We start from the raw sequence: 19,864 nt of genomic DNA, 5'->3' as shown, positions 1-19,864 counted from the left end.
CAGATGAGCAGGAAGGGGCTGATGCACGATGGAGACTCCGAACACTGACCCGGGCCGCACACCGGCAGAGGACGCAGCGGCGGCGGCGGCACGGGCGGAAACAGGAAAGGCCGCAGGCCAGGCCACAGGCCAGGCCACAGGACACGCCGCCGCCGCCGACGACGGTGACCGCTATGCGGCCAATGAGCTGTCCGTGGCAGAGCGGCAGGTCAATATCCTCCGGGACAAGCTCCGGCATATTGACCGCCAGCTCGCCGCTGCGACGCAGAACAACTCCAAGCTGGTCGGCATGCTCGAGACCGCCAAGGCCGAGATCCTGCGGCTCAAGAACGCCCTCGACCAGGAAGGCCAGCCGCCGTACAGTTTCGGCACGGTGCTGCAGCTCAATCCGAAGCGCCAGCCCTCCGCCGGCAGCAGCGGCCAGGCCTCCACCGAGGAGTCCGTGGACATCTTCAACGCCGGCCGCAAGATGCGGGTGGGGATCAGCCCGCTGGTCAACATCAACCAGCTGGCGGTCGGCCAGGAGGTCCTGCTCAACGAGGCCCTGATGGTGGTGGCCGGGCTCGGCTACGAACGGGCCGGGGACCTCGTGACCCTGAAGGAAATGCTTGGCCCGGACCGCGCCCTGGTGGTCGGCCGCGCGGACGAGGAACGCGTCATCCGGCTCTCCGGCGCCCTGCTTGCCCAGAAGCTGCGGGTCGGCGACGCCCTCTCGATCGACTCGCGCACCGGCTACGCGCTGGAGAAGGTTCCGCGCTCCGAGGTGGAGAACCTGGTGCTGGAAGAAGTGCCGGATATCACCTACCAGGACATCGGCGGCCTGGGTCCGCAGATCGAGCAGATCCGCGACGCCGTCGAACTGCCGTTCCTGCATCCGGACCTGTACCGCGAACACGGGCTGAAGGCGCCCAAGGGCATCCTGCTTTACGGCCCGCCTGGCTGCGGCAAGACGCTCATCGCCAAGGCCGTGGCGAACTCTCTCGCCGCCCGGGCCGCCGAGCGCACCGGCAAGACTGACATGAAGAGCTACTTCCTGAACATCAAGGGCCCTGAGCTCCTCGACAAGTACGTCGGCGAGACGGAACGGCACATCCGGCTGATCTTCGCCCGCGCCCGGGAGAAAGCCTCCGAGGGCAGCCCCGTGGTGGTGTTCTTCGACGAAATGGATTCCCTGTTCCGCACCCGCGGCACCGGCATCTCCTCCGACGTCGAAACCACCATCGTCCCGCAGCTGCTCAGCGAGATCGACGGCGTGGAACGGCTCGACAACGTGATCGTGATCGGCGCCTCCAACCGGGAGGACATGATCGATCCGGCCATCCTGCGGCCGGGCCGGCTGGACGTCAAGGTGAAGATCCACCGCCCCGACGCCGAGGCCGCCGCGGACATCTTCAACAAGTACATCACCACCGACCTGCCCTTCCATGAGTCCGATCTCGGCGAGCACAACGGCGATGTCCAGGCCACCGTGGATGCGATGATCCAGCGGACCGTGGAGGCCATGTACTCCACCGAGAAGTCCAACGAGTACCTCGAGGTGACCTACGCCAACGGCGACACCGAGATGCTCTACTTCAAGGACTTCAACTCGGGCGCCGTGGTGCAGAACGTGGTGGACCGGGCCAAGAAGTACGCCATCAAGGACCTGCTGACCATCGGGCAGAAGGGCCTGCGCATCGACCACCTGCTGCGTGCCGTCGTGGACGAGTTCCGGGAGCACGAGGACATGCCCAACACCACCAACCCGGATGACTGGGCACGGATCTCGGGCAAGAAGGGCGAGCGCATCACTTACATCCGCACCATCGTCCAGGGCAAGGCGGGCCAGGAGCCCGGCAAGTCCATCGAGACGATGCCGAGCACGGGCCAGTACCTGTGACGGGGGCTGTTTCCGGCAGGCCGGCCGACGCTACCGGTGGCCTGCCCGTGGGCGGGGCGATGAGGGTGATGGGCTCGGAGACCGAGTACGGCATCCACGCGCCTTCCGCCCCCGGGGCCAACGCCACGATGATGTCCGCCCGGGTGATCCAGGCGTATGCCCAGGTAACGCGGCAGCGCGCCGCCGGCGGCGCCGAAACGCGCTGGGACTACACGGACGAGGAGCCGCTGCACGACGCGCGCGGCTGGACTCTGGAGCGGAGAGCCGCGGAGCCGGAGCAGCTCACCGACCAGCCTCCGGTGCTCGATGCCGAGGCGATCGCCCTCGCCTACGGACGGCAAGAGCTGGAGGCCGACGGCGAGGACGAGTCAGGCACGCTGCTCATGAACATGGTGCTGGGCAACGGAGCACGGCTCTACGTCGACCACGCCCATCCGGAGTACTCCAGCCCGGAAGTCACCAACCCGCGCGACGCCGTCGCCTGGGACGCCGCGGGGGACCTCGTGGCCCTGGCGGCCGTTCGCCGCCTCGCCGCGGATCCGGAACTACCGCCCATCAACCTGTACAAGAACAACACGGACAACAAGTCGGTCTCCTACGGCTCCCACGAGAACTACCTGATGCCCCGCGCGGTGCCGTTCGGCGATATCGTCCGCGGGCTCACGCCGTTCTTCGTCACGCGGCAGATCATCTGCGGTGCCGGCCGGGTGGGCATGGGACAGGACAGCTCCCGGCCCGGCTACCAGATCAGCCAGCGCGCGGATTTCTTCGAGACCGAGGTGGGACTCGAGACCACCATCCGCCGCCCCATCATCAACACCCGCGACGAGCCCCACGCCACCGCGGACAAGTACCGCCGGCTCCACGTCATCATCGGCGACGCCAACCTCAGCCAGGCCTCCAACTACCTGAAGTTCGGCACCACCGCGATGGTCCTGAGCCTGATCGAGGCCGGCCTGGCGCCGCGGATTGAAGTCCACGAACCCGTCGCCGCCCTCCAGGCCGTCAGCCACGACACCTCGCTCGCGGCCACCCTGCGGCTGCTGGACGGACGCCGGATCACGGCCCTGGACCTGCAGTGGATCTACTACGAGACCGCCGCGAAGCACGCCCAGGACACCGGCGTCGCCGATGCCGTAGACGGTGACGGCCACACCCACGAGGTGCTGGAGCGCTGGTCGTCGACCCTGACCGAACTGGGCGGTGACCGGGCTGCCGCGGCCTCCTCGGTGGAATGGCTGGCCAAGCTGTCCCTGCTCGAGGGGTACCGTCAACGCGACGGCCTGGGCTGGGACAACGCCCGCCTTGGCCTCGTGGACCTGCAATGGGCTGACATCAGGCCGGAAAAGGGGCTCTACCACCGGCTGCTTGCCCGCGACCGCATGCAGCGGATCGTCGACGACGCCGTGATCGCACGGGCGATGACGGAACCGCCGTCGGACACGCGGGCCTACTTCCGCGGGCGCTGCGTCAGCCGGTTCGGCACCGATCTGGTGGGCGCCAGCTGGGACTCCGTCATCTTCGATGTTCCCGGCCGCGGAAGGCTTCAGCGGGTCCCCACCCGCGAGCCCCTGCGCGGAACAGAGGCCCTCACCGGCGGCCTGTTTGCCCGTCACCGGGAGGCCGGGCCGTTCCTGGCCGAACTGCTGGGACTCAGCCCCGGTTCGTAGGAATAAAAGGCCCCCGCCGACGCCGCGGGCGTGGCACTATTGCTACAGGATGTCCCTTGCGAAAAGGGGACGGATAGAAGGAGAAGAAAATGGCAGGCCAGGAGCAGCAGCAGCCGCAGTCGCGGGACACCGAGGTTGACGAGGACGTCCCCGCTGCGCCGCCGGCCCCCGCGGAGGCCCAGGCGTCGGCAGCGACCCAGGGTGTCGACGATCTCCTCGACGAGATCGACGGTGTCCTGGAGTCCAACGCCGAGGAGTTCGTCCGCGCCTTCGTGCAAAAGGGCGGCCAGTAGGAGCGCCGCCGGCCGCCGGATGAGGGCGGCAGGGCTTGTGGAGACACAGGGGCTAAGGGCCGGAAGAGTCGTTGATAGACCACGTTGAGGGAGTGCGTCAGTGCAGGAAACAACAGCCAACCAGGTAGCAGCCAACGCGACGTCCTCATTCACCGAGCACCTGCAACGCGAGCGTCCCGGATTATTGCCTCTCGGCCAACTGCCTTTCGGACAATTGCCTCTCGGCCAGCTGCCTTTCGGCCAGCTGCCTGCCGGGGCGCTGACCGCCCACGCCGCCGCGCCCCTCCAGGTGCCGCACGGGACCACGATCGTGGCGTTGACCTACGCGGGGGGAGTGCTCATGGCGGGGGACCGCCGCGCCACGATGGGCAACGTGATCGCCAGCCGGCACATCGAGAAGGTCTTTCCGGCCGACCAGTACTCGGTGCTGGGCATCGCGGGGACGGCCGGGATCGCCCTCGACCTCACACGGCTGTTCCAGGTTGAGTTGGAGCATTACGAGAAGATCGAAGGAACCCTGCTGAGCCTGGACGGCAAGGCGAACCGGCTCGGTGCCATGATCCGCGGCAACCTCCCGATGGCGATGCAGGGGCTCGCCGTCGTCCCCCTGTTCGCCGGTTTCGACCGGCCCGAAGGCTTCGGCCGGCTCTTCTCCTACGACGTCACCGGCGGACGCTACGAGGAGCAGGAGCACCATTCCGTGGGGTCCGGCTCGATGTTCGCCCGCGGGGCGCTGAAGAAACTGTGGCGGCCCAACCTTTCCGAGCAGGACGCCGTCGCCGTCGCCGTCGAGGCGCTGTACGACGCCGCCGACGACGACTCCGCGACGGGCGGGCCGGATCCGGTCCGGCAGCTCTGGCCGGTGGTCTACATCGTCAACCGCACAGGTGCGATCCGGGTCCCGGAGCGCGACCTCGCCGCGGTGGCCGGCGCGGTCATTGAGTCCAGGGCCGTCGCCCAGCGGGAGGCCTGAGATGACCCAGCAGTTCTATGTATCGCCAGAACAGCTAATGAAGGACCGTGCGGACTTCGCACGGAAAGGCATCGCACGCGGACGCTCAGTCGTGGTCATCAGCTGCCGGGACGGAATCGCCCTCGTGGCGGAGAACCCCTCACCGTCGCTGCATAAGATCGGCGAGATCTACGACAAGATCGCGTTCGCCGCCGTCGGCAAATACAACGAATTCGAAAGCCTGCGCCAGGCCGGCGTGCGGTACGCGGACGTCCGCGGCTACTCCTACGACCGCGAGGACGTCACGGCCAGGGGGCTGGCGAGCGTCTACGCGCAGAGCCTCGGAGCCGTGTTCACGGCCGAGCAGAAACCCTTCGAAGTGGAACTGGCCGTGGCCGAGGTCGGCCCCGACCAGGAGGCGGACCACCTGTACCGGCTGACATTTGACGGGTCCATCGCCGACGAGCACGGCTTCATCGTGATGGGCGGACAGGCGGACAAGGTGTCCGCAGCCGTCGCGGCGGGCTGGCAAAGCGAACTCGACTTCGCGGGAGCCATCCGGCTCGCCCTGGCGGGACTCGTGGCGGACAAGGAAACCACCACGCTGCCGGCTTCGGCGGTGGAGGTTGCCGTGCTGGACCGCGGCTCGGAAAGCGGCCGCGGCACGCGCCGGGCCTTCCGCCGGCTCGAGGACGCCGACATCGTGGCATTGCTTGCAGAGGAGAACTGACATGGACAAGCGCATTTTCGGTATCGAAACCGAATTCGGAATTTCCTATTCGAGCCCGGAATCCCGGCCGCTGGCACCCGAGGAAGTGGCCCGCTACCTCTTCCGCAAGGTGGTCAGCTGGGGAAGATCGTCCAACGTCTTCCTGACCAACGGCTCGCGCCTGTACCTCGACGTCGGATCCCACCCGGAGTACGCCACGGCAGAGTGCGACGACCTCGCCCAGCTGATCGCCCACGACCGCGCCGGGGAACTGATCCTGTGCGACCTCGTGGACGAGGCCCAGGAACGGCTCGCAGCCGAGGGCTTCAACGGCACCGTGTACCTGTTTAAGAACAACACCGACTCCGCCGGAAACTCCTACGGCAGCCACGAGAACTACCTCATCCCGCGCCGCGGAGAGTTCTCCCGGCTCGCCGAGATCCTCATCCCGTTCCTCGTCACGCGCCAGCTCATCGCCGGTGCCGGCAAGATCCTGAAGACGCCCCACGGTGCCACTTTCGCGTTCTCCCAGCGGGCCGACCACATCTGGGAAGGCGTATCCTCCGCCACCACCCGGTCCCGGCCCATCATCAACACCCGCGACGAGCCGCACGCCGACGCCGAGTTCTACCGCCGCCTGCACGTCATTGTGGGCGACTCCAACATGTCCGAAACCGCGGCCCTGCTCAAGGTCGGCACCGTGGACCTGATCCTGCGGATGATCGAAGCCGGAGTCATCATGCGCGACATGCGGATGGAGAACCCGATCCGCAGCATCCGCGAAATCTCGCACGACCTCAGCGGCCGGGCCCTGGTACGCCTCGCCAACGGCCGGCAGCTGACAGCCCTGGAAATCCAGCGGGAATACCTGGGCAAGGTAACAGCCTTCGTGGCCGAACACGGTGCACACAACGCACATGTGCCGCTGATCCTGGACCTGTGGGAACGCACCCTCGACGCGATCGAAAGCGGTGACACCAGCACGATCGACACCGAGGTTGACTGGGCCATCAAGAAGAAGCTCATGGACAACTACCGCGAACGGCACGGGCTGGGACTCGACGCGCCCCGGATCGCGCAGCTGGACCTGACGTACCACGACATTTCCCGCAGCCGCGGTCTCTTCTACCTGCTGCAGGCTCGCGGCGCGGTGCGCCGGATGGTGGACGACACCACGATCAAGGACGCGGTGGATGCCCCGCCGCAGACGACGCGCGCCAAACTCCGCGGCGACTTCGTCCGGCGGGCCCAGGAACTGGGCCGCGATTACACGGTGGACTGGGTCCATCTGAAGCTCAACGACCGCGCCCATCAGACCATTCTGTGCAAGGATCCGTTCCGCAGCGTGGACGAACGGGTGGATGCGCTGCTGGACTCTATGGGTTGATTGCCAGCTTTCCACGTTATTCTGGACGGGGCCGCCTTGCGGCCACCGTTTTCTTTGCCACGGGAAACCGTCCGGCAATGCGTCCACCCAGCCTCGACGAAAGTTTCTAAGTGCGCCGACTACTAGCAATTCTTCTTCCCGGACTGCTGCTGCTGACCGCCTGCGGCGGCGGAACACCGCCAGCCCCGCCGGAACCCACCAGCCAGTCCGCCGGCGAGATCGCGAAGCTGGACTCCGTCAAACTGACCGAGAACGGCGACAAGAAAGCTCCCGGTGTCGACTTCGCCAAGCCTCTCGACGTCAAAGAACCCACCGCCAAGGTAGTCAGCGAAGGCAGCGGCGACAGGGTCAAGGCAAACCAGATCGCCGAAATCTCCATCGTGGCCTTCAACGGCACGGACGGCACAACGCTGGAAGACACCTTCCCGAACGATCCCGAGCCGCTCGAACTGAACGACCAGCTCAAGACGGGCAGCGCTGTCATCTACAACGCCTTCGTCGGCGCGAAGATCGGCTCACACCTGGCCCTCGCCGTTCCCGGTCAGGCCGCCGCCGACGGCGCGGAAGCCAAGCCCACCCAGCTCCTCATCGTTAAGGTGCTCTCCGCCAAGGACGCTCCGCCGGTCCTGGACAAGCCGGAGGGCGACACCGTCACCCCGCCGGCCGGACTGCCGACCGTGAAAGAAAATGACAAGGGCATCCCGGAAATCTCGGTCGAAGGCGTGCCCGCCCCGACCGCCCTGATCTCCCAGGACCTCATCAAGGGCAAGGGCCAAGAGCTCAAGGAAACCGATACGGTCACCGTCAACTACGTCGGAGTCGCCCTCGCGGGCGGCAAGGTCTTCGATTCCAGCTTCGACCGCGGCGAGAAGGCCAGCTTCCCGCTCACCGGCGTCATCAAGGGCTGGACCCAGGGCCTGGCCGGAAAGACCGTCGGCTCCCGTGTCCTGCTGGTGGTCCCCAAGGACCTCGCCTACGGTGACGAAGGCCAGGGCGACGCCAAGGGCGACCTCGTCTTCGTTGTCGACATCCTCGGCGTCAAGTAAGCACCCTCAAGTAAGTACCGTCAAGTAACCACGGCACCAAACACGCCACCCAAAGCAACGCAGAAGGAGCAACCATGTCATTTGGACAGCGCGACCTCGACCGCCAGAAGCCGGAAATTGACTTCCCCCAGGGCGACGTCCCCACCGAACTGGTCATCACCGACCTCATCGAGGGCGACGGCACCGAGGCCAAGGCCGGCGACACCGTCTCGACCCACTACGTGGGCGTCGCCTGGTCCACCGGCGAAGAATTCGATGCCTCCTGGGGCCGCGGCGCACCGCTGGACTTCCGCGTCGGCGTCGGCCAGGTCATCCAAGGCTGGGACCAGGGCCTGCTGGGCATGAAGGTCGGCGGCCGCCGCCGGCTGGAAATCCCGTCCGAACTAGCCTACGGTTCCCGCGGCGCCGGCGGAGCGATCGGCCCCAACGAGGCACTGATCTTCGTCGTAGACCTCGTCGCCGTCCGCTAGGCGTATAGCAGGGCCGGACCGGAAGCGCGGTAACAATCGGAAAAGTTCTTCCGGCTGTTGCCGCGCTTTCGTCTTTTTCCAGCAGGGACTTTAGTACCCTTGCGAGGTGTCCGCCTCACGTACAGAACGCCTCCTGAACCTGCTCATCGCGCTGCTCAACACCAAGTACGGGCTCCGCCGCAGCGAGTTGCGGGAGAAGGTCTATCACGACACCACCAGCACCGATGTCTCGTTCGGCCGGATGTTCGAACGCGACAAGGCCGAGCTGCGCCAGTTCGGCTTCGAAGTCGAGACCGTGATGGACCAGGGCTGGGGCTCGGATGATCCCGCCACGACGCGGTACCGGATCGGCAAGGAATCCAACCGGCTGCCCGACGTCAGCCTCACCCCCGAAGAATGTGCGGTCCTTATCCTGGCGGCCCAGCTCTGGGAGCACGCCGCCCTCGGTTCCGCCGCCGTGAACGCGGTGCGCAAGCTGCAGGCGGCCGGCGGCCTGGTCGACGCCGAACTTCCGGTGGGTGTCCAGCCGCGCATCCGTCCGGCCGGCAGGGCCTTCGAGGACCTCGTCGGCGCCATGCACGCCCAGCATCCCGTGAGTTTCCGCTACTTTGCCGACAGCACGGGCAAGGAGGAGGAGCGGCTTGTCGAGCCTTGGGGCCTGGGCAGCCGCTTCGGCCAGTGGTACGTCGTAGGCCAGGACCGGGGCAGGGGAGCCAAGCGCTTCTTCCGCCTCTCGCGCCTCACCTCGGCGGTCACAGTGCTGGACAAGGAATCCTTCACGGCGCCGTCGGGGTTCAACGTCCGGGCCGAACTGGCGGGCCTTCAGGAGCTGCCCGTCCGGACCGCCGTCGTCGACGTCGAGGAAGGCAGGCTGCTGGGGCTCCGGAAGCGTGCCGGCGACTCCGCTGCCCCCGTCGCCCAGGGCCCGGCGGCCGGGCAGCCCCGCGCCGGGCGGGACAGGCTCAGCGTTCCCTTCCGGGACGCGGAGGCCCTCGGTGAGGAACTCGCCTCCTACGGACCCCGGGTGGCGGCGGTTTCCCCTCCCGAGCTCGTCGCCGCCGTACGCCGGCGCCTGAGCGCCGCCGCCGTGTTCGCTGCGGCTCCGGTCCCGGAGGTGGCCTTCCCTGAGGTTTTCCGGCAAGCCGGACCGGCCCAGCGCGGCCGCAAACGCACCTCCGAGGACCAGCTCAAGCGGATGCTGCAGCTCGTCCCGTTCCTCGTGCACAACCAGGGCCTGCACATCAGCGAGGTGGCCGCGAAGTTCGGCGTCACCCGCAAGGAACTGGAGGATGACCTGCGGATCCTGATCTGCTCTGGCCTGCCGGAGGGCTACCCCGACGACCTGCTGGACATCCAATGGGACGACGACCACGTCTTCATCACCCAGGACCTCGAGCTGAACCGGCCCGTCCGATTCACGGTCGACGAGGCCTGCGCCTTGCTGACCGGGCTGGAGACCCTCAACGGCCTGCCGGAGCTCGCCGAAGGCAGCGCCCTGGAGTCCGTGACGCTCAAGCTCATGGCGGCTGCGGGGGAGGAGGGGCTCAAGGCGGCCTCGCTCTCCGGCCCGGAAGTGGCCCCCGCGAACTCCGCCACACTCGAAACCGCCCGGGAGGCGATCCGTGCCGGTGCGCAGCTTCATCTGAGCTACTTCTCGGCGCAGCGGGATGCGGTGTCCGAGCGGGACGTGGACCCGCGGCGGCTCTATTCGCTGGACAACACCTGGTACCTCGAGGCGTACTGCCATTCGGCCCGGGGCCTGCGCAACTTCCGGCTGGACCGGATCGAGGGCCTGGCGCCGAACGGCCGTCCCGTGTCCGCGGCGGCGACGCCTGCGGAGAGCTTCCCGGTGAAGCTGTTCACCCCGAACGACGACGACACCATGGTTGTGGTTGAACTGGCCGCGCGCGGGACCTGGCTCGCCGATGACTACTATGCGGAACGGACCGCGGCACTCCCCGGCGGCGCCATGCTGGCCGAGATCCGGTTCGGCAGCACGGACTGGCTGCCGATGTTCGTGGCCCGGCATGGCGGCCTGGTCCGGATCCTTCAGCCCGGGGCCCCCGCGGACGCTGCGCGGGAGTGGCTCGCCGCGGCCCTGGCGCAATATAAAGACTAGTCAGTACGCCAGCTAGACTACTCAGCATGCCTTGGTGGTCCTGGATCGTGATCTGGATAGCGCTCGTCGCGCTGTCGCTGTTGTTCTTCGTCATGCTTGGCATCCGGCTGTTCCGGCAGTTCATGACCACGCTCAAGGAACTCGGCGAGGCGGGGGAGAGGTTCACCCACCTGCCGTCGCGCCCGCACACGAGCGACCCGGACACCGGCAGCACGGGCACCGGGGCAACGGCGGGGCCGCGCCCCGAGCCGGGCGCCGCCGTTTTTGCCTCGCCCGCCCGGGTGCGACATGACTACCACTCATCCAAGAAGTCCCGGCAGGACGACCGCCGCCTGCGGCGCATCCAGCGCAAGAAGGACCGGGGCCAGCCCCAGGCGCTGCGCGACATCGAATTCAGATAGACGTAGGATGTATTTCAACGAAAGGACCTCCCCCCATGAGGCTTGAAGGCTGGCATCTCATCATCATCATCGTTTTGGCTCTGGTGCTTTTCGCTGCACCGAAGCTGCCCGGCATGGCCAGGAGCCTTGGCCAGTCGATGCGTATTTTCAAGTCGGAAGTCCGCGAAATGAAGAAGGACGGCACCCCCGAATCCAAGACGGACTCCGATCCGGTTGAGGGCAGGGTAGTCAACCACCCGCAGTCCACCGGCACCGAAACCCGGACGGGAGACGGAACCGACGTCCCGCCGTCGACCCGCGCCTAAGACCACATGGCAGTAACCATGAGCCGGCGATCCAATCCCGAAGGACGGATGGCGCTCCTCGATCACCTGAAGGAGCTGCGCAACCGGCTCTTCAAGGCGGCGATCGCCGTCGTGCTGGGAACCGTCGTCGGCTTCTTCGTCTACCAGCCGATGCTCGCGGCACTGATCAAACCGATCCGTGACCTGAACGCGCACGAGGGCCGGCAGGCGTCGCTGAACTTCGACGGCGTGGCGAGCTCGTTTGACCTCATGATCCAGGTGTCCGTTTTCTTGGGCCTCATCGTGGCGAGCCCCGTCTGGCTGTACCAGCTCTGGGCGTTCATTGTGCCGGGCCTGCACAAGAAAGAACGGCGGCTCGCCCTCTCCTTCGTCGCGGCTGCCGTCCCGCTGTTTGTGGGCGGCGTGCTCCTGGCCTGGCTCGTGCTGCCGAACGCGGTGCGGGTGCTGACCGATTTCACCCCCTCGGGGGGCTCGAATTTCATCAGCGCCCAGATTTATCTCTCCTTCGTCTTGCGCCTACTGCTGGCCTTCGGCATTGCCTTCCTGCTGCCCGTGGTCCTGTTCGGCCTGAATCTGGCGGGCTTGGTCAAAGGCGCGCAGCTTCTCAAGAGCTGGCGCGTCACCGTCTTCCTCGTATGCCTGTTTGCCGCCATGGCCGCTCCCGGCGCCGATGCCATGAGCATGTTCTACCTCGCGGTGCCCATGCTGGTCCTGTTCTTCACAGCGATCGGGCTCTGCCTGCTCAACGACCGCCGGCGGGAGCGCCGCGCCGTCAAGCGCGCCGCCGAAACCGAAGCCACCGCGGACGAGGCGACTCCAAGCTCCGAGCTGGAGAATCTCTAGGCCGTCGCGCACTAGGCTGGAAGCATGTCCTCACAACCCGGGCCGGAGTCGCCGTCCGATCGCTACCGCGCCAGCGTCGAGCGGGCCGCTGAAGCCAAAACGTATCTGGGCGGTTTCATCCGTTCGCTTGAATTCGAGCTCGATGACTTCCAGCGCGAGGCGTGCCTGTCCCTGCAGGCCGGACGGGGTGTGCTCGTGGCCGCCCCCACCGGCGCCGGCAAGACGATCGTGGGGGAGTTCGCGATCTACCTGGCCCTCCAGCGCGGACTCAAGGCGTTTTACACCACTCCCATCAAGGCCCTCAGCAACCAGAAGTACTCCGAGCTGGCCGCAAAGTACGGCCCAGCCCAAGTCGGTCTCCTCACGGGCGACACCAGCATCAACGGCGACGCTTCCGTGGTGGTGATGACCACCGAGGTGCTCCGCAACATGCTGTACGCGGATTCCGACACCCTGGACGACCTCGGTTTCGTGGTGATGGATGAGGTCCACTACCTTGCCGACCGCTTCCGCGGCGCCGTCTGGGAGGAAGTGATCATCCACTTGCCCAGCGAGGTCCAGGTGGTATCCCTGAGCGCCACCGTCTCCAACGCCGAGGAGTTCGGCGCCTGGCTTGACACCGTCCGCGGACAGACCGACGTGATCGTCTCCGAACACCGCCCGGTGCCACTCTGGCAGCATGTCATGGTGGGCAGGAAGATCGTGGATCTCTTCGCCGGCGACACCAGCTTCGACGAGATCGCCCCGGCCGGAGAGTCCGAGGTGTCCGCGCCCGCCGATACCGCCGACCTCAGCACGCGGGCCGGCTTCGAGGTCAACCCCGAGCTGCTGTCCATGGCGCGGGCCGAGAGCCAGATGAATTTCCGCGGCCGCTTCGGCCACGGCGGCCGCAACCAGCGCAGGCAGCCGCGCCAGCACGACGAGCCGCAAGCCGGCCAGCGCAGCCCGGTGCGGAAGGCCAGCCGCCCCCAGGTCATCGCCAGCCTGGACCGGCAGGACCTCCTGCCGGCGATCACCTTCATCTTTTCGCGTGCCGGCTGTGACGCGGCCGTCGCCCAGTGCGTCTCCGCCGGCCTGTGGCTGACCACGGAGCAGGAACAGCTGATCATCGCCCAGCGGGTCGACGAAGCCGCCCAGGATATCCCCTCGGACGACCTGGACGTCCTCGGGTTCTGGAGCTGGCGGGACGGCCTGCTCCGCGGCCTCGCCGCCCACCACGCCGGCATGCTGCCCACCTTCAAGGAGGTGGTGGAGAAGCTCTTCGTCGACGGGCTGGTCAAGGCTGTGTTCGCCACGGAAACCCTGGCGCTCGGCGTCAACATGCCGGCCCGCTGCGTCGTGCTCGAGAAGCTGGACAAGTTCAACGGCGAGGCGCACGTGAACATCACGGCGGGGGAGTACACCCAGCTGACCGGCCGCGCCGGCCGCCGCGGAATCGACGTCGAAGGCCACGCCGTCGTGCTGTGGCAGCCCGGCACCGACCCGGCCGCCGTCGCGGGCCTCGCCTCGCGGCGCACCTACCCGCTGAACTCCAGCTTCCGGCCCACGTACAACATGTCCATCAACCTCCTGGCACAGTTCGGCAGGCCCCGCGCCCGCGAGATCCTGGAATCGTCCTTTGCCCAGTTCCAGGCGGACCGCTCCGTCGTCGGACTGGCGAAGCAGGTGCGGAGCCGGGAGGAATCGCTGGCCGGCTTCAGCAAGGCGATGACCTGCCACCTCGGCGACTTCACCGAGTACTCCCGGCTGCGGCGGGCCCTGGCCGATGCGGAGAACATGGCATCCAAGAGCAGCTCCAGGGCCAGGAAGTCCCTTACCGAGGATTCCCTGAGCCGCCTGCTCCCGGGCGACGTGGTGGATGTACCCACGGGCAGGGCGCCGGGCCTCGCCGTCGTGCTCAGCTCCGACCACGAATCCCGCGAGCCACGACCGGCCGTCATGACGCTGGACAACCAGCTGCGCCGGATCGGCATCCACGACGTCGACGGTCCGGTGTCGCCGATCACGCGGATCAGGATCCCGAAGTCCTTCAACGCCAAGCTGCCCAAGTCCCGGCGTGACCTGGCGTCCTCGGTGCGCAACGCCGTCCGCGAGAACCGGCCGCCGGCACCGCCGAGACGGAACGAGGACTTCGGCCGGGCCGCCGCCCTGCCGAACCAGGAGAAGAAGATCGCCGAGCTGCGCCGGGAGCTCCGCGCCCATCCGTGCCATGGCTGCAGCGAACGCGAGGACCACGCGCGGTGGTCCGAACGCTGGTGGAAGCTCCGCCAGGAGACGGACGGGCTGGTACGCCAGATCCAGGGCCGGACCAACACCATCGCCAAGACCTTCGACCGGGTGTGCGGGGTGCTGACGAGCTACGGCTACCTGGAAACGTCCGACGCCGGTGTGCTCTCCATCAGCCCCGACGGGCAGCGGCTCCGCCGGATCTACGGGGAGAAGGACCTGCTCATTTCGCAGTCCCTCCGGATGGGCGCCTTCGGCGACCTCGACGCCGCCGAAGTGGCCGCCCTCGTCAGCGTCCTCGTGTATCAGGCCAAGCGGGAGGACCGCGGGCTGCGGCCCAAGATGCCCAGCGTCTCGCTGGAGTCCGCGGTGGACACCGTGGTGCGCGAGTGGTCCGCCCTTGAGGACGTGGAGGAGGCCAACAAACTTCCGCTGACCGGCGAGCCGGAGCTCGGCCTCGTCTGGCCGATCTTCAAGTGGGCCAAGGGCCGGCACCTCCAGGACGTCCTCAGCGGCACGGAGCTGGCCGCCGGGGACTTTGTCCGCTGGGTGAAACAGGTCATCGACCTGCTGGACCAGCTGGCCAAGATCCCGAACCTCGATCCCCGTGTGGCGCGGCTGTGCGGGGACGCCATCAAACTCGTCAAACGCGGCGTCGTCGCGTATTCCTCGGTGGCCTAGTGCCGGGTTCAACAGTGGACGCCTGAACGCCGCTACCCCGCAGAACACCCCGCAGCCACCGTCTTCGAACACGCCCGGCGCCGTGCCGGCCACCAGCTACAAGGAGCCCCCGCACCATGACCGACTCACCGGCCGTTCCAACACCGCGCAAGATCACGCTGTACCGCAACGGCTCAGTCTACACGGCCGCCGATCCCTTTGCGACGGCGATGCTGGTCGACGGCGACACCGTCGCCTGGGTCGGCTCCGAGCAGGCCGCCACCTCGATTGCCGACTCCTCCATGGAGGTAATCGATCTCCAGGGCGCGCTCCTGGCTCCTGGATTCGTCGATTCCCACGTCCATCTGACGGAAACAGGAATCGCCTTGGACTCGCTGCAGCTCGGCGGCGTCCGCTCGGCGGCTGAACTGCTCGACGCCGTCGCCGGCTCCCGCGCGGAAGGCACCGTGCTGGGCCATGGCTGGGACGAGACCCTGTGGGCCGATCCCACCCTGCCGGCGCGGGAAGAACTCGAACGGGCAGCCGGCGGCCGGAAGGTCTACCTGTCCCGCGTTGACGTCCACTCGGCCCTGGTGTCGTCATCCCTGGCGGCGTCGGCCGGCCTCGACGGCGTCGACGGGTTTTCCACCGGCAGCCAGGTCAAACGCGGCGCCCATACCGCGGCCCGGCTGGCGGCGCGGCAGCTTCCCGCCGCCGCCCTGCGCGGCTACCAGCAGCGGGCCCTGGCCGAAGCGGCCGCAAACGGCTACGTGGCCCTCGCGGAGATGGCGGCCCCGCACATCGGCAGCCTCGAGGACCTGCAGCTCGCGGCGGGCTGGAACACGGCCACCGGCGAAGGGGCCGCAGTCCCTGAAATCCTGCCGTATTGGGGCCAGCTGGCCACTTCCGCGGAACATGCCCAGTCCGTCCTGGACGGCCTGGGCGTGTCCGTGCTCGGCCTCGCCGGAGACCTGAACATCGACGGTTCGATCGGCTCACGGACCGCGGCCCTCCGCGCCGACTACAGCGACGCTCCGGGGGAGCGTGGCAGCCTGTATCTCTCGGTCGCGGAGGCGGCCGCGCACCTGGCGGCGTGCTCGCTGCTGGGCATCCAGGCCGGCTTCCACGTCATCGGCGACGCCGGCCTCGATGCGGCCCTGGACGCCCTGGACCAGGCCGCTGCCGAGGTGGGCGAGCAGCGGGTCCGTGCCGCCGGCCACCGACTCGAGCATGTCGAGATCGCCGATCCCGACGCCATCAGCCGGCTGGCCCGCCATTCCGTCACAGTCAGCGCACAGCCGGTCTTCGACGCTCTCTGGGGAGGCGAGGACAGCCTCTACCAGCAGCGCCTCGGCTCACGCCGTCGGGGCATGAACCCCTTCGGATCCTTCTACGCCGCCGGGGTGCCGATCTGCTTCGGCAGCGACAGCCCGGTGACCCCGCTCCGGCCGTGGTCCAGCGTCCGTGCGTGCCTGGAGCACAACAACCCCGCAGAACAGATCTCCGCGCGCGCAGCATTCCTCGGCCACACGAGGGCAGGCTGGCGGGCGGCCCGCTACCGGAACCCCATGGCCGGCCAGCTGGTGCCGGGCGCCCCGGCCAGCTTCGCGGTCTGGGACGTCGAGGAACTCATGGTCCAGGTCGCCGACGGCAGGGTGCAGTCGTGGAGCACGGACCCGCGGGCCCGCACACCGCTGCTGCCCGCCCTGGACACAGGCAACGATCCGGTCTGCCTCCGGACCGTGCGGGACGGCCACGAACTGTTCACCAACGGCTCCCTCGGCTCCCTCAGCTCCTGACGCCGCGGGTGTCCGGCCGGAAACTCCGATCCCCGCAACATGCCTCTGAGCTGGGCCGATGGATGTAATGGCAGGTCACGGTCCGGTTGACAGATCAGGGCAGGCCCGTAGCATTGAGGGTCAACGGAGGGTAGCGTACACCGCAGGCTCCCGTTGACCCCGGTCCGTTCCAGGCTGCCGCGCGCGGTAGTTTCTCTGGCCGTGACCACGGGTATCCCCCGCGGGCGGGTCCACTTCGCAGCAGAAAACGGTTCCGGCGCCGCTTCTCGTGGCCTGCCGGAACTGGCCCGAAGCGGGTGGACCTGCCCGGCGGAAGAGTTGCGGCCTCCGAGCCCCCGGCGACTCCCTATAATGGAGAGTTGCGCCAAGGTATCAGTCACTCCTGTCTGGATTGTTGTCCGGATGCTGTCCGGATTCCTGTCTGGATTGAATCCAGCTTGGCGCTTTGACCGCTCCCTTCAAGGAAAGGCCTCGCTGTGCGTGTCCTCACCATCATCCCGACCTACAACGAGCTGGAATCGTTGCCCAAGACCCTCGGGCGCCTGCGCACAGCCGTGCCGGCCTCCGATGTGCTGGTTGTCGACGACAACAGCCCCGACGGTACGGGGCGGCTGGCGGACCGCATGGCAGCAGAGGACGGCCAGGTCCACGTCCTGCACCGCCTGGGCAAGGCCGGGCTCGGGGCGGCATACATCGCCGGCTTCAAGTGGGGCCTCGACGCCGGTTATGACGTCCTTGTCGAAATGGACGCCGACGGATCGCACCAGCCCGAGCAGCTGCCGCTGCTGCTCGACGCCGTTGAGCAGGGCGCCGACCTCGCCATGGGTTCCCGCTGGGTTCCCGGCGGCAGCGTCGTCAATTGGCCCCTCTACCGGCAGGCGATTTCCCGGGTCGGCAGCACGTACGCGCGGATCATGCTCGGTGTCAAGATCAAGGACGTCACGGGGGGCTTCCGCGCCTTCCGCCGGAACACCCTGGAGAAGGTGAATCTGGATGTGGTGGACTCCATCGGGTACGGCTTCCAGGTGGATCTCGCCTGGCGTGTGGCGAAGCTCGGTCTGAACATTGTGGAACGTCCCATCACCTTCGTCGAGCGCGAGCTTGGCGCTTCGAAGATGAGCGGAATCATCGTGGTGGAAGCCATGATCAACGTCACCAAATGGGGCCTTGCGGCCCGCTGGAACAAGCTCACGGGCAAGAAAGCCGCCTAACAGCTGCAGCAGCCGGCACAACAGAGGGGCCGGGCCCGCGTCGTCGGAAAGACGATGCGGGCCCGGCCCTTTTGCTGTGGGTGTAGCGCCGGCTGCTTAGGCCGAGCGGCGTTCGCCGCGGCGTTCGCGCAGGATCGTGAGGCGATCTTCGAGGATCTGCTCCAGCTCGGGGAGGCTGCGGCGTTCCAGCAACATGTCCCAGTGCGTGCGCACTGCCTTCTCGTTGCTGTTAACGGGGCGTTCGCCGTCGACCAGCAAGGCTTCCTTGCCCGTCTTCGAAACCCATACCGGGGGGATCTCCGCTTCGGAGGAGAAGGTCACGAATACCTGCTCGCCGTCCTCGCAGCGGTACTCGACGCGCTGGCGCGGAGCCGGCTCCACGCCGGATTCGGTCTCCATGCTCTGTGCGCCAAGGCGCATACCCCGCAGGCTGCGATCGCTCATATTTTCTCCCTCTATTCGGTTCGCAGGGTCATGCCCTGCGTTAGCCGGGGGCCGTGGGGCCTCGCCGGACTACTGTTTGCATTGCGTTGCATGAGTGGATGAATCCTGGATAAGCAGTCACTGCATTTAACGCTTTGCGAGGCGTATTTGTTCCGACTGGCTGAACCGGCCGGACAAATAACCAAGTATACGGGAACGGCGCACTCCAGGTAAAGCCTGCCGGCGCCCCAGTAGCGGATCAGTGGCGGGATCAGTAGCTGCCCCGGGGCACACAGGTATCCTCTTGAACGCCCGGTCCGGGTCCGGGTCCGCCGTTGACGTGCCGGAACCGGCGGACCCGGGCCACCGGCGGACCCGGGCCACCGGCGACCTAAGGCTCCGGGTGCGTGGCGGGTGCCGGTGCTGTGGACCCGGCCCCCGTGCCAGCTGCCCGGCCGTCGCCGGCAGCTGAAACGGCACCGGCACCCGAAACGGCACCCGCCTCCGCCGTCTTGGGACCGGCATCCGGACCGAACAGTCCGTCTGATGCCTGGCCGGCCACCGCGCCGCCCAGGGCGTTGCCGATTCCCTTGAGGGCCTCGCCGACCTCGCTTGGAATGATCCAGAGCTTGTTGGCCGTGCCTTCGGCGATTTTCGGCAACACCTGCAGGTACTGATAGGCGAGGAGTTTCTGGTCCGGGTTGCCCTTGTGGATGGCGTCGAACACCTTCTGGATGGCCTGAGCCTCGCCGTCGGCCCGGAGGATCGCGGCCTTGGCGTCGCCTTCGGCCTTCAGGATGGAGGACTGTCGCTGGCCTTCAGCCGTGAGGATGGCTGACTGCTTGGTGCCCTCGGCGGTGAGGATGGCGGCGCGGCGGTCACGTTCGGCACGCATCTGCTTTTCCATCGAGTCCTGGATGGAGTGGGGCGGATCGATCGCCTTGAGCTCCACCCGGGAGACGCGGATGCCCCAGCGCCCGGTCGCTTCGTCCAGAACGCCGCGGAGTTGTCCGTTGATCTGGTCACGCGATGTCAGGGCCTCTTCGAGGTTCAGGCCGCCGACGACGTTACGGAGCGTCGTGGTGGTGAGCTGCTCTACGGCCTGGATGTAGTTGGCGATCTCGTAGGTCGCGGCCCGTGCGTCGGTGACCTGGAAGTAGACGACGGTATCGATTGAGACCACCAGGTTGTCTTCGGTGATGACCGGCTGCGGCGGGAAGGAAACCACCTGTTCACGCAGGTCAAGCAGCGGCAGAAGTCGGTCGACGAAGGGAATCAGGATGGTCAGGCCGGGGTTGAGGGTGCGCTGGTACTTGCCCAGCCGTTCGACGACGCCGGCGCGCGCTTGCGGAATGATCCGCACCGAGCGGACCAGCACAATAATTACGAATGCAACCAGAACCAGCAGCACAATTGCGACTGCGATATCCATACATCACCTATTCCCCAGTTGTTTGGTTTTGCTCCCGCT

The 19,864-nt window shown here is 67.3% G+C and carries 17 protein-coding genes; 15 read left to right on the top strand and 2 right to left on the bottom strand.

What is annotated here, in order from left to right; genetic code table 11:
• Positions 1–28 precede the first annotated feature (28 nt).
• The 15 genes from arc to ACQCSY_RS20335 all read left to right on the top strand — a co-directional run bounded on the left by arc (position 29) and on the right by ACQCSY_RS20335 (position 17,970).
• Positions 29–1,879, top strand: a complete 1,851-nt coding sequence (arc, locus tag ACQCSY_RS20405; protein ID WP_427131658.1) for a proteasome ATPase — start codon at positions 29–31, stop codon at positions 1,877–1,879.
• A 59-nt stretch (positions 1,880–1,938) separates the two neighbouring features.
• On the top strand, positions 1,939–3,549 hold the full coding sequence (dop, locus tag ACQCSY_RS20400) for a depupylase/deamidase Dop (protein WP_427135961.1): 1,611 nt from the start codon (positions 1,939–1,941) through the stop codon (positions 3,547–3,549).
• Positions 3,550–3,638: 89 nt separating this feature from the next.
• Entirely contained in the window at positions 3,639–3,842 is a 204-nt protein-coding gene (locus ACQCSY_RS20395; protein WP_211881074.1) for a ubiquitin-like protein Pup, read from the top strand.
• Between the two features lie 100 nt (positions 3,843–3,942).
• Complete coding sequence (gene prcB, locus ACQCSY_RS20390) at positions 3,943–4,815, top strand: proteasome subunit beta (RefSeq protein ID WP_427131656.1); 873 nt, start codon at positions 3,943–3,945, stop codon at positions 4,813–4,815.
• 1 nt (position 4,816) lies between these two features.
• Entirely contained in the window at positions 4,817–5,524 is a 708-nt protein-coding gene (gene prcA, locus ACQCSY_RS20385) for a proteasome subunit alpha (protein WP_427131654.1), read from the top strand.
• A gap of 1 nt (position 5,525) precedes the next feature.
• A complete protein-coding gene (gene pafA / locus ACQCSY_RS20380) occupies positions 5,526–6,890 on the top strand; it encodes a Pup--protein ligase (RefSeq protein WP_427131652.1) in 1,365 nt (454 codons plus the stop codon).
• 110 nt (positions 6,891–7,000) lie between these two features.
• Positions 7,001–7,936, top strand: coding sequence for an FKBP-type peptidyl-prolyl cis-trans isomerase (locus tag ACQCSY_RS20375; RefSeq protein WP_427131650.1), 936 nt, complete (start codon positions 7,001–7,003; stop codon positions 7,934–7,936).
• A 74-nt stretch (positions 7,937–8,010) separates the two neighbouring features.
• Positions 8,011–8,406, top strand: coding sequence for an FKBP-type peptidyl-prolyl cis-trans isomerase (locus tag ACQCSY_RS20370; protein WP_427131648.1), 396 nt, complete (start codon positions 8,011–8,013; stop codon positions 8,404–8,406).
• Between the two features lie 106 nt (positions 8,407–8,512).
• A complete protein-coding gene (locus tag ACQCSY_RS20365) occupies positions 8,513–10,525 on the top strand; it encodes a helix-turn-helix transcriptional regulator (protein WP_427131646.1) in 2,013 nt (670 codons plus the stop codon).
• A 26-nt stretch (positions 10,526–10,551) separates the two neighbouring features.
• Positions 10,552–10,926: a hypothetical protein gene (locus ACQCSY_RS20360; protein ID WP_427131644.1), complete on the top strand. Its 375-nt coding sequence runs from the start codon at positions 10,552–10,554 to the stop codon at positions 10,924–10,926.
• Between the two features lie 35 nt (positions 10,927–10,961).
• Positions 10,962–11,231, top strand: a complete 270-nt coding sequence (gene tatA / locus ACQCSY_RS20355; RefSeq protein WP_427131642.1) for a Sec-independent protein translocase subunit TatA — start codon at positions 10,962–10,964, stop codon at positions 11,229–11,231.
• Between the two features lie 48 nt (positions 11,232–11,279).
• Positions 11,280–12,074, top strand: a complete 795-nt coding sequence (gene tatC / locus ACQCSY_RS20350) for a twin-arginine translocase subunit TatC (protein ID WP_427135959.1) — start codon at positions 11,280–11,282, stop codon at positions 12,072–12,074.
• Between the two features lie 24 nt (positions 12,075–12,098).
• A complete protein-coding gene (locus ACQCSY_RS20345) occupies positions 12,099–14,981 on the top strand; it encodes a DEAD/DEAH box helicase (RefSeq protein WP_427131640.1) in 2,883 nt (960 codons plus the stop codon).
• Between the two features lie 116 nt (positions 14,982–15,097).
• Positions 15,098–16,759 (top strand): amidohydrolase, encoded by a 1,662-nt coding sequence (locus tag ACQCSY_RS20340; RefSeq protein WP_427131638.1) that lies wholly within the window; start codon positions 15,098–15,100, stop codon positions 16,757–16,759.
• Positions 16,760–17,235: 476 nt separating this feature from the next.
• Positions 17,236–17,970, top strand: coding sequence for a polyprenol monophosphomannose synthase (locus tag ACQCSY_RS20335; RefSeq protein ID WP_427131636.1), 735 nt, complete (start codon positions 17,236–17,238; stop codon positions 17,968–17,970).
• A 96-nt stretch (positions 17,971–18,066) separates the two neighbouring features.
• Here ACQCSY_RS20335 and ACQCSY_RS20330 read toward each other — a convergent pair whose 3' ends face one another.
• Positions 18,067–18,414, bottom strand: coding sequence for an RNA polymerase-binding protein RbpA (locus ACQCSY_RS20330; protein WP_026266329.1), 348 nt, complete (start codon positions 18,412–18,414; stop codon positions 18,067–18,069).
• Between the two features lie 370 nt (positions 18,415–18,784).
• Positions 18,785–19,825, bottom strand: coding sequence for an SPFH domain-containing protein (locus ACQCSY_RS20325; RefSeq protein WP_427131634.1), 1,041 nt, complete (start codon positions 19,823–19,825; stop codon positions 18,785–18,787).
• Between the last annotated feature and the right edge of the window lie 39 nt (positions 19,826–19,864).

Source organism: Pseudarthrobacter sp. S9 (genome assembly GCF_050156545.1).
Lineage (GTDB): Bacteria > Actinomycetota > Actinomycetes > Actinomycetales > Micrococcaceae > Arthrobacter.
This window is presented reverse-complemented; position numbering and strand designations above follow the sequence as displayed.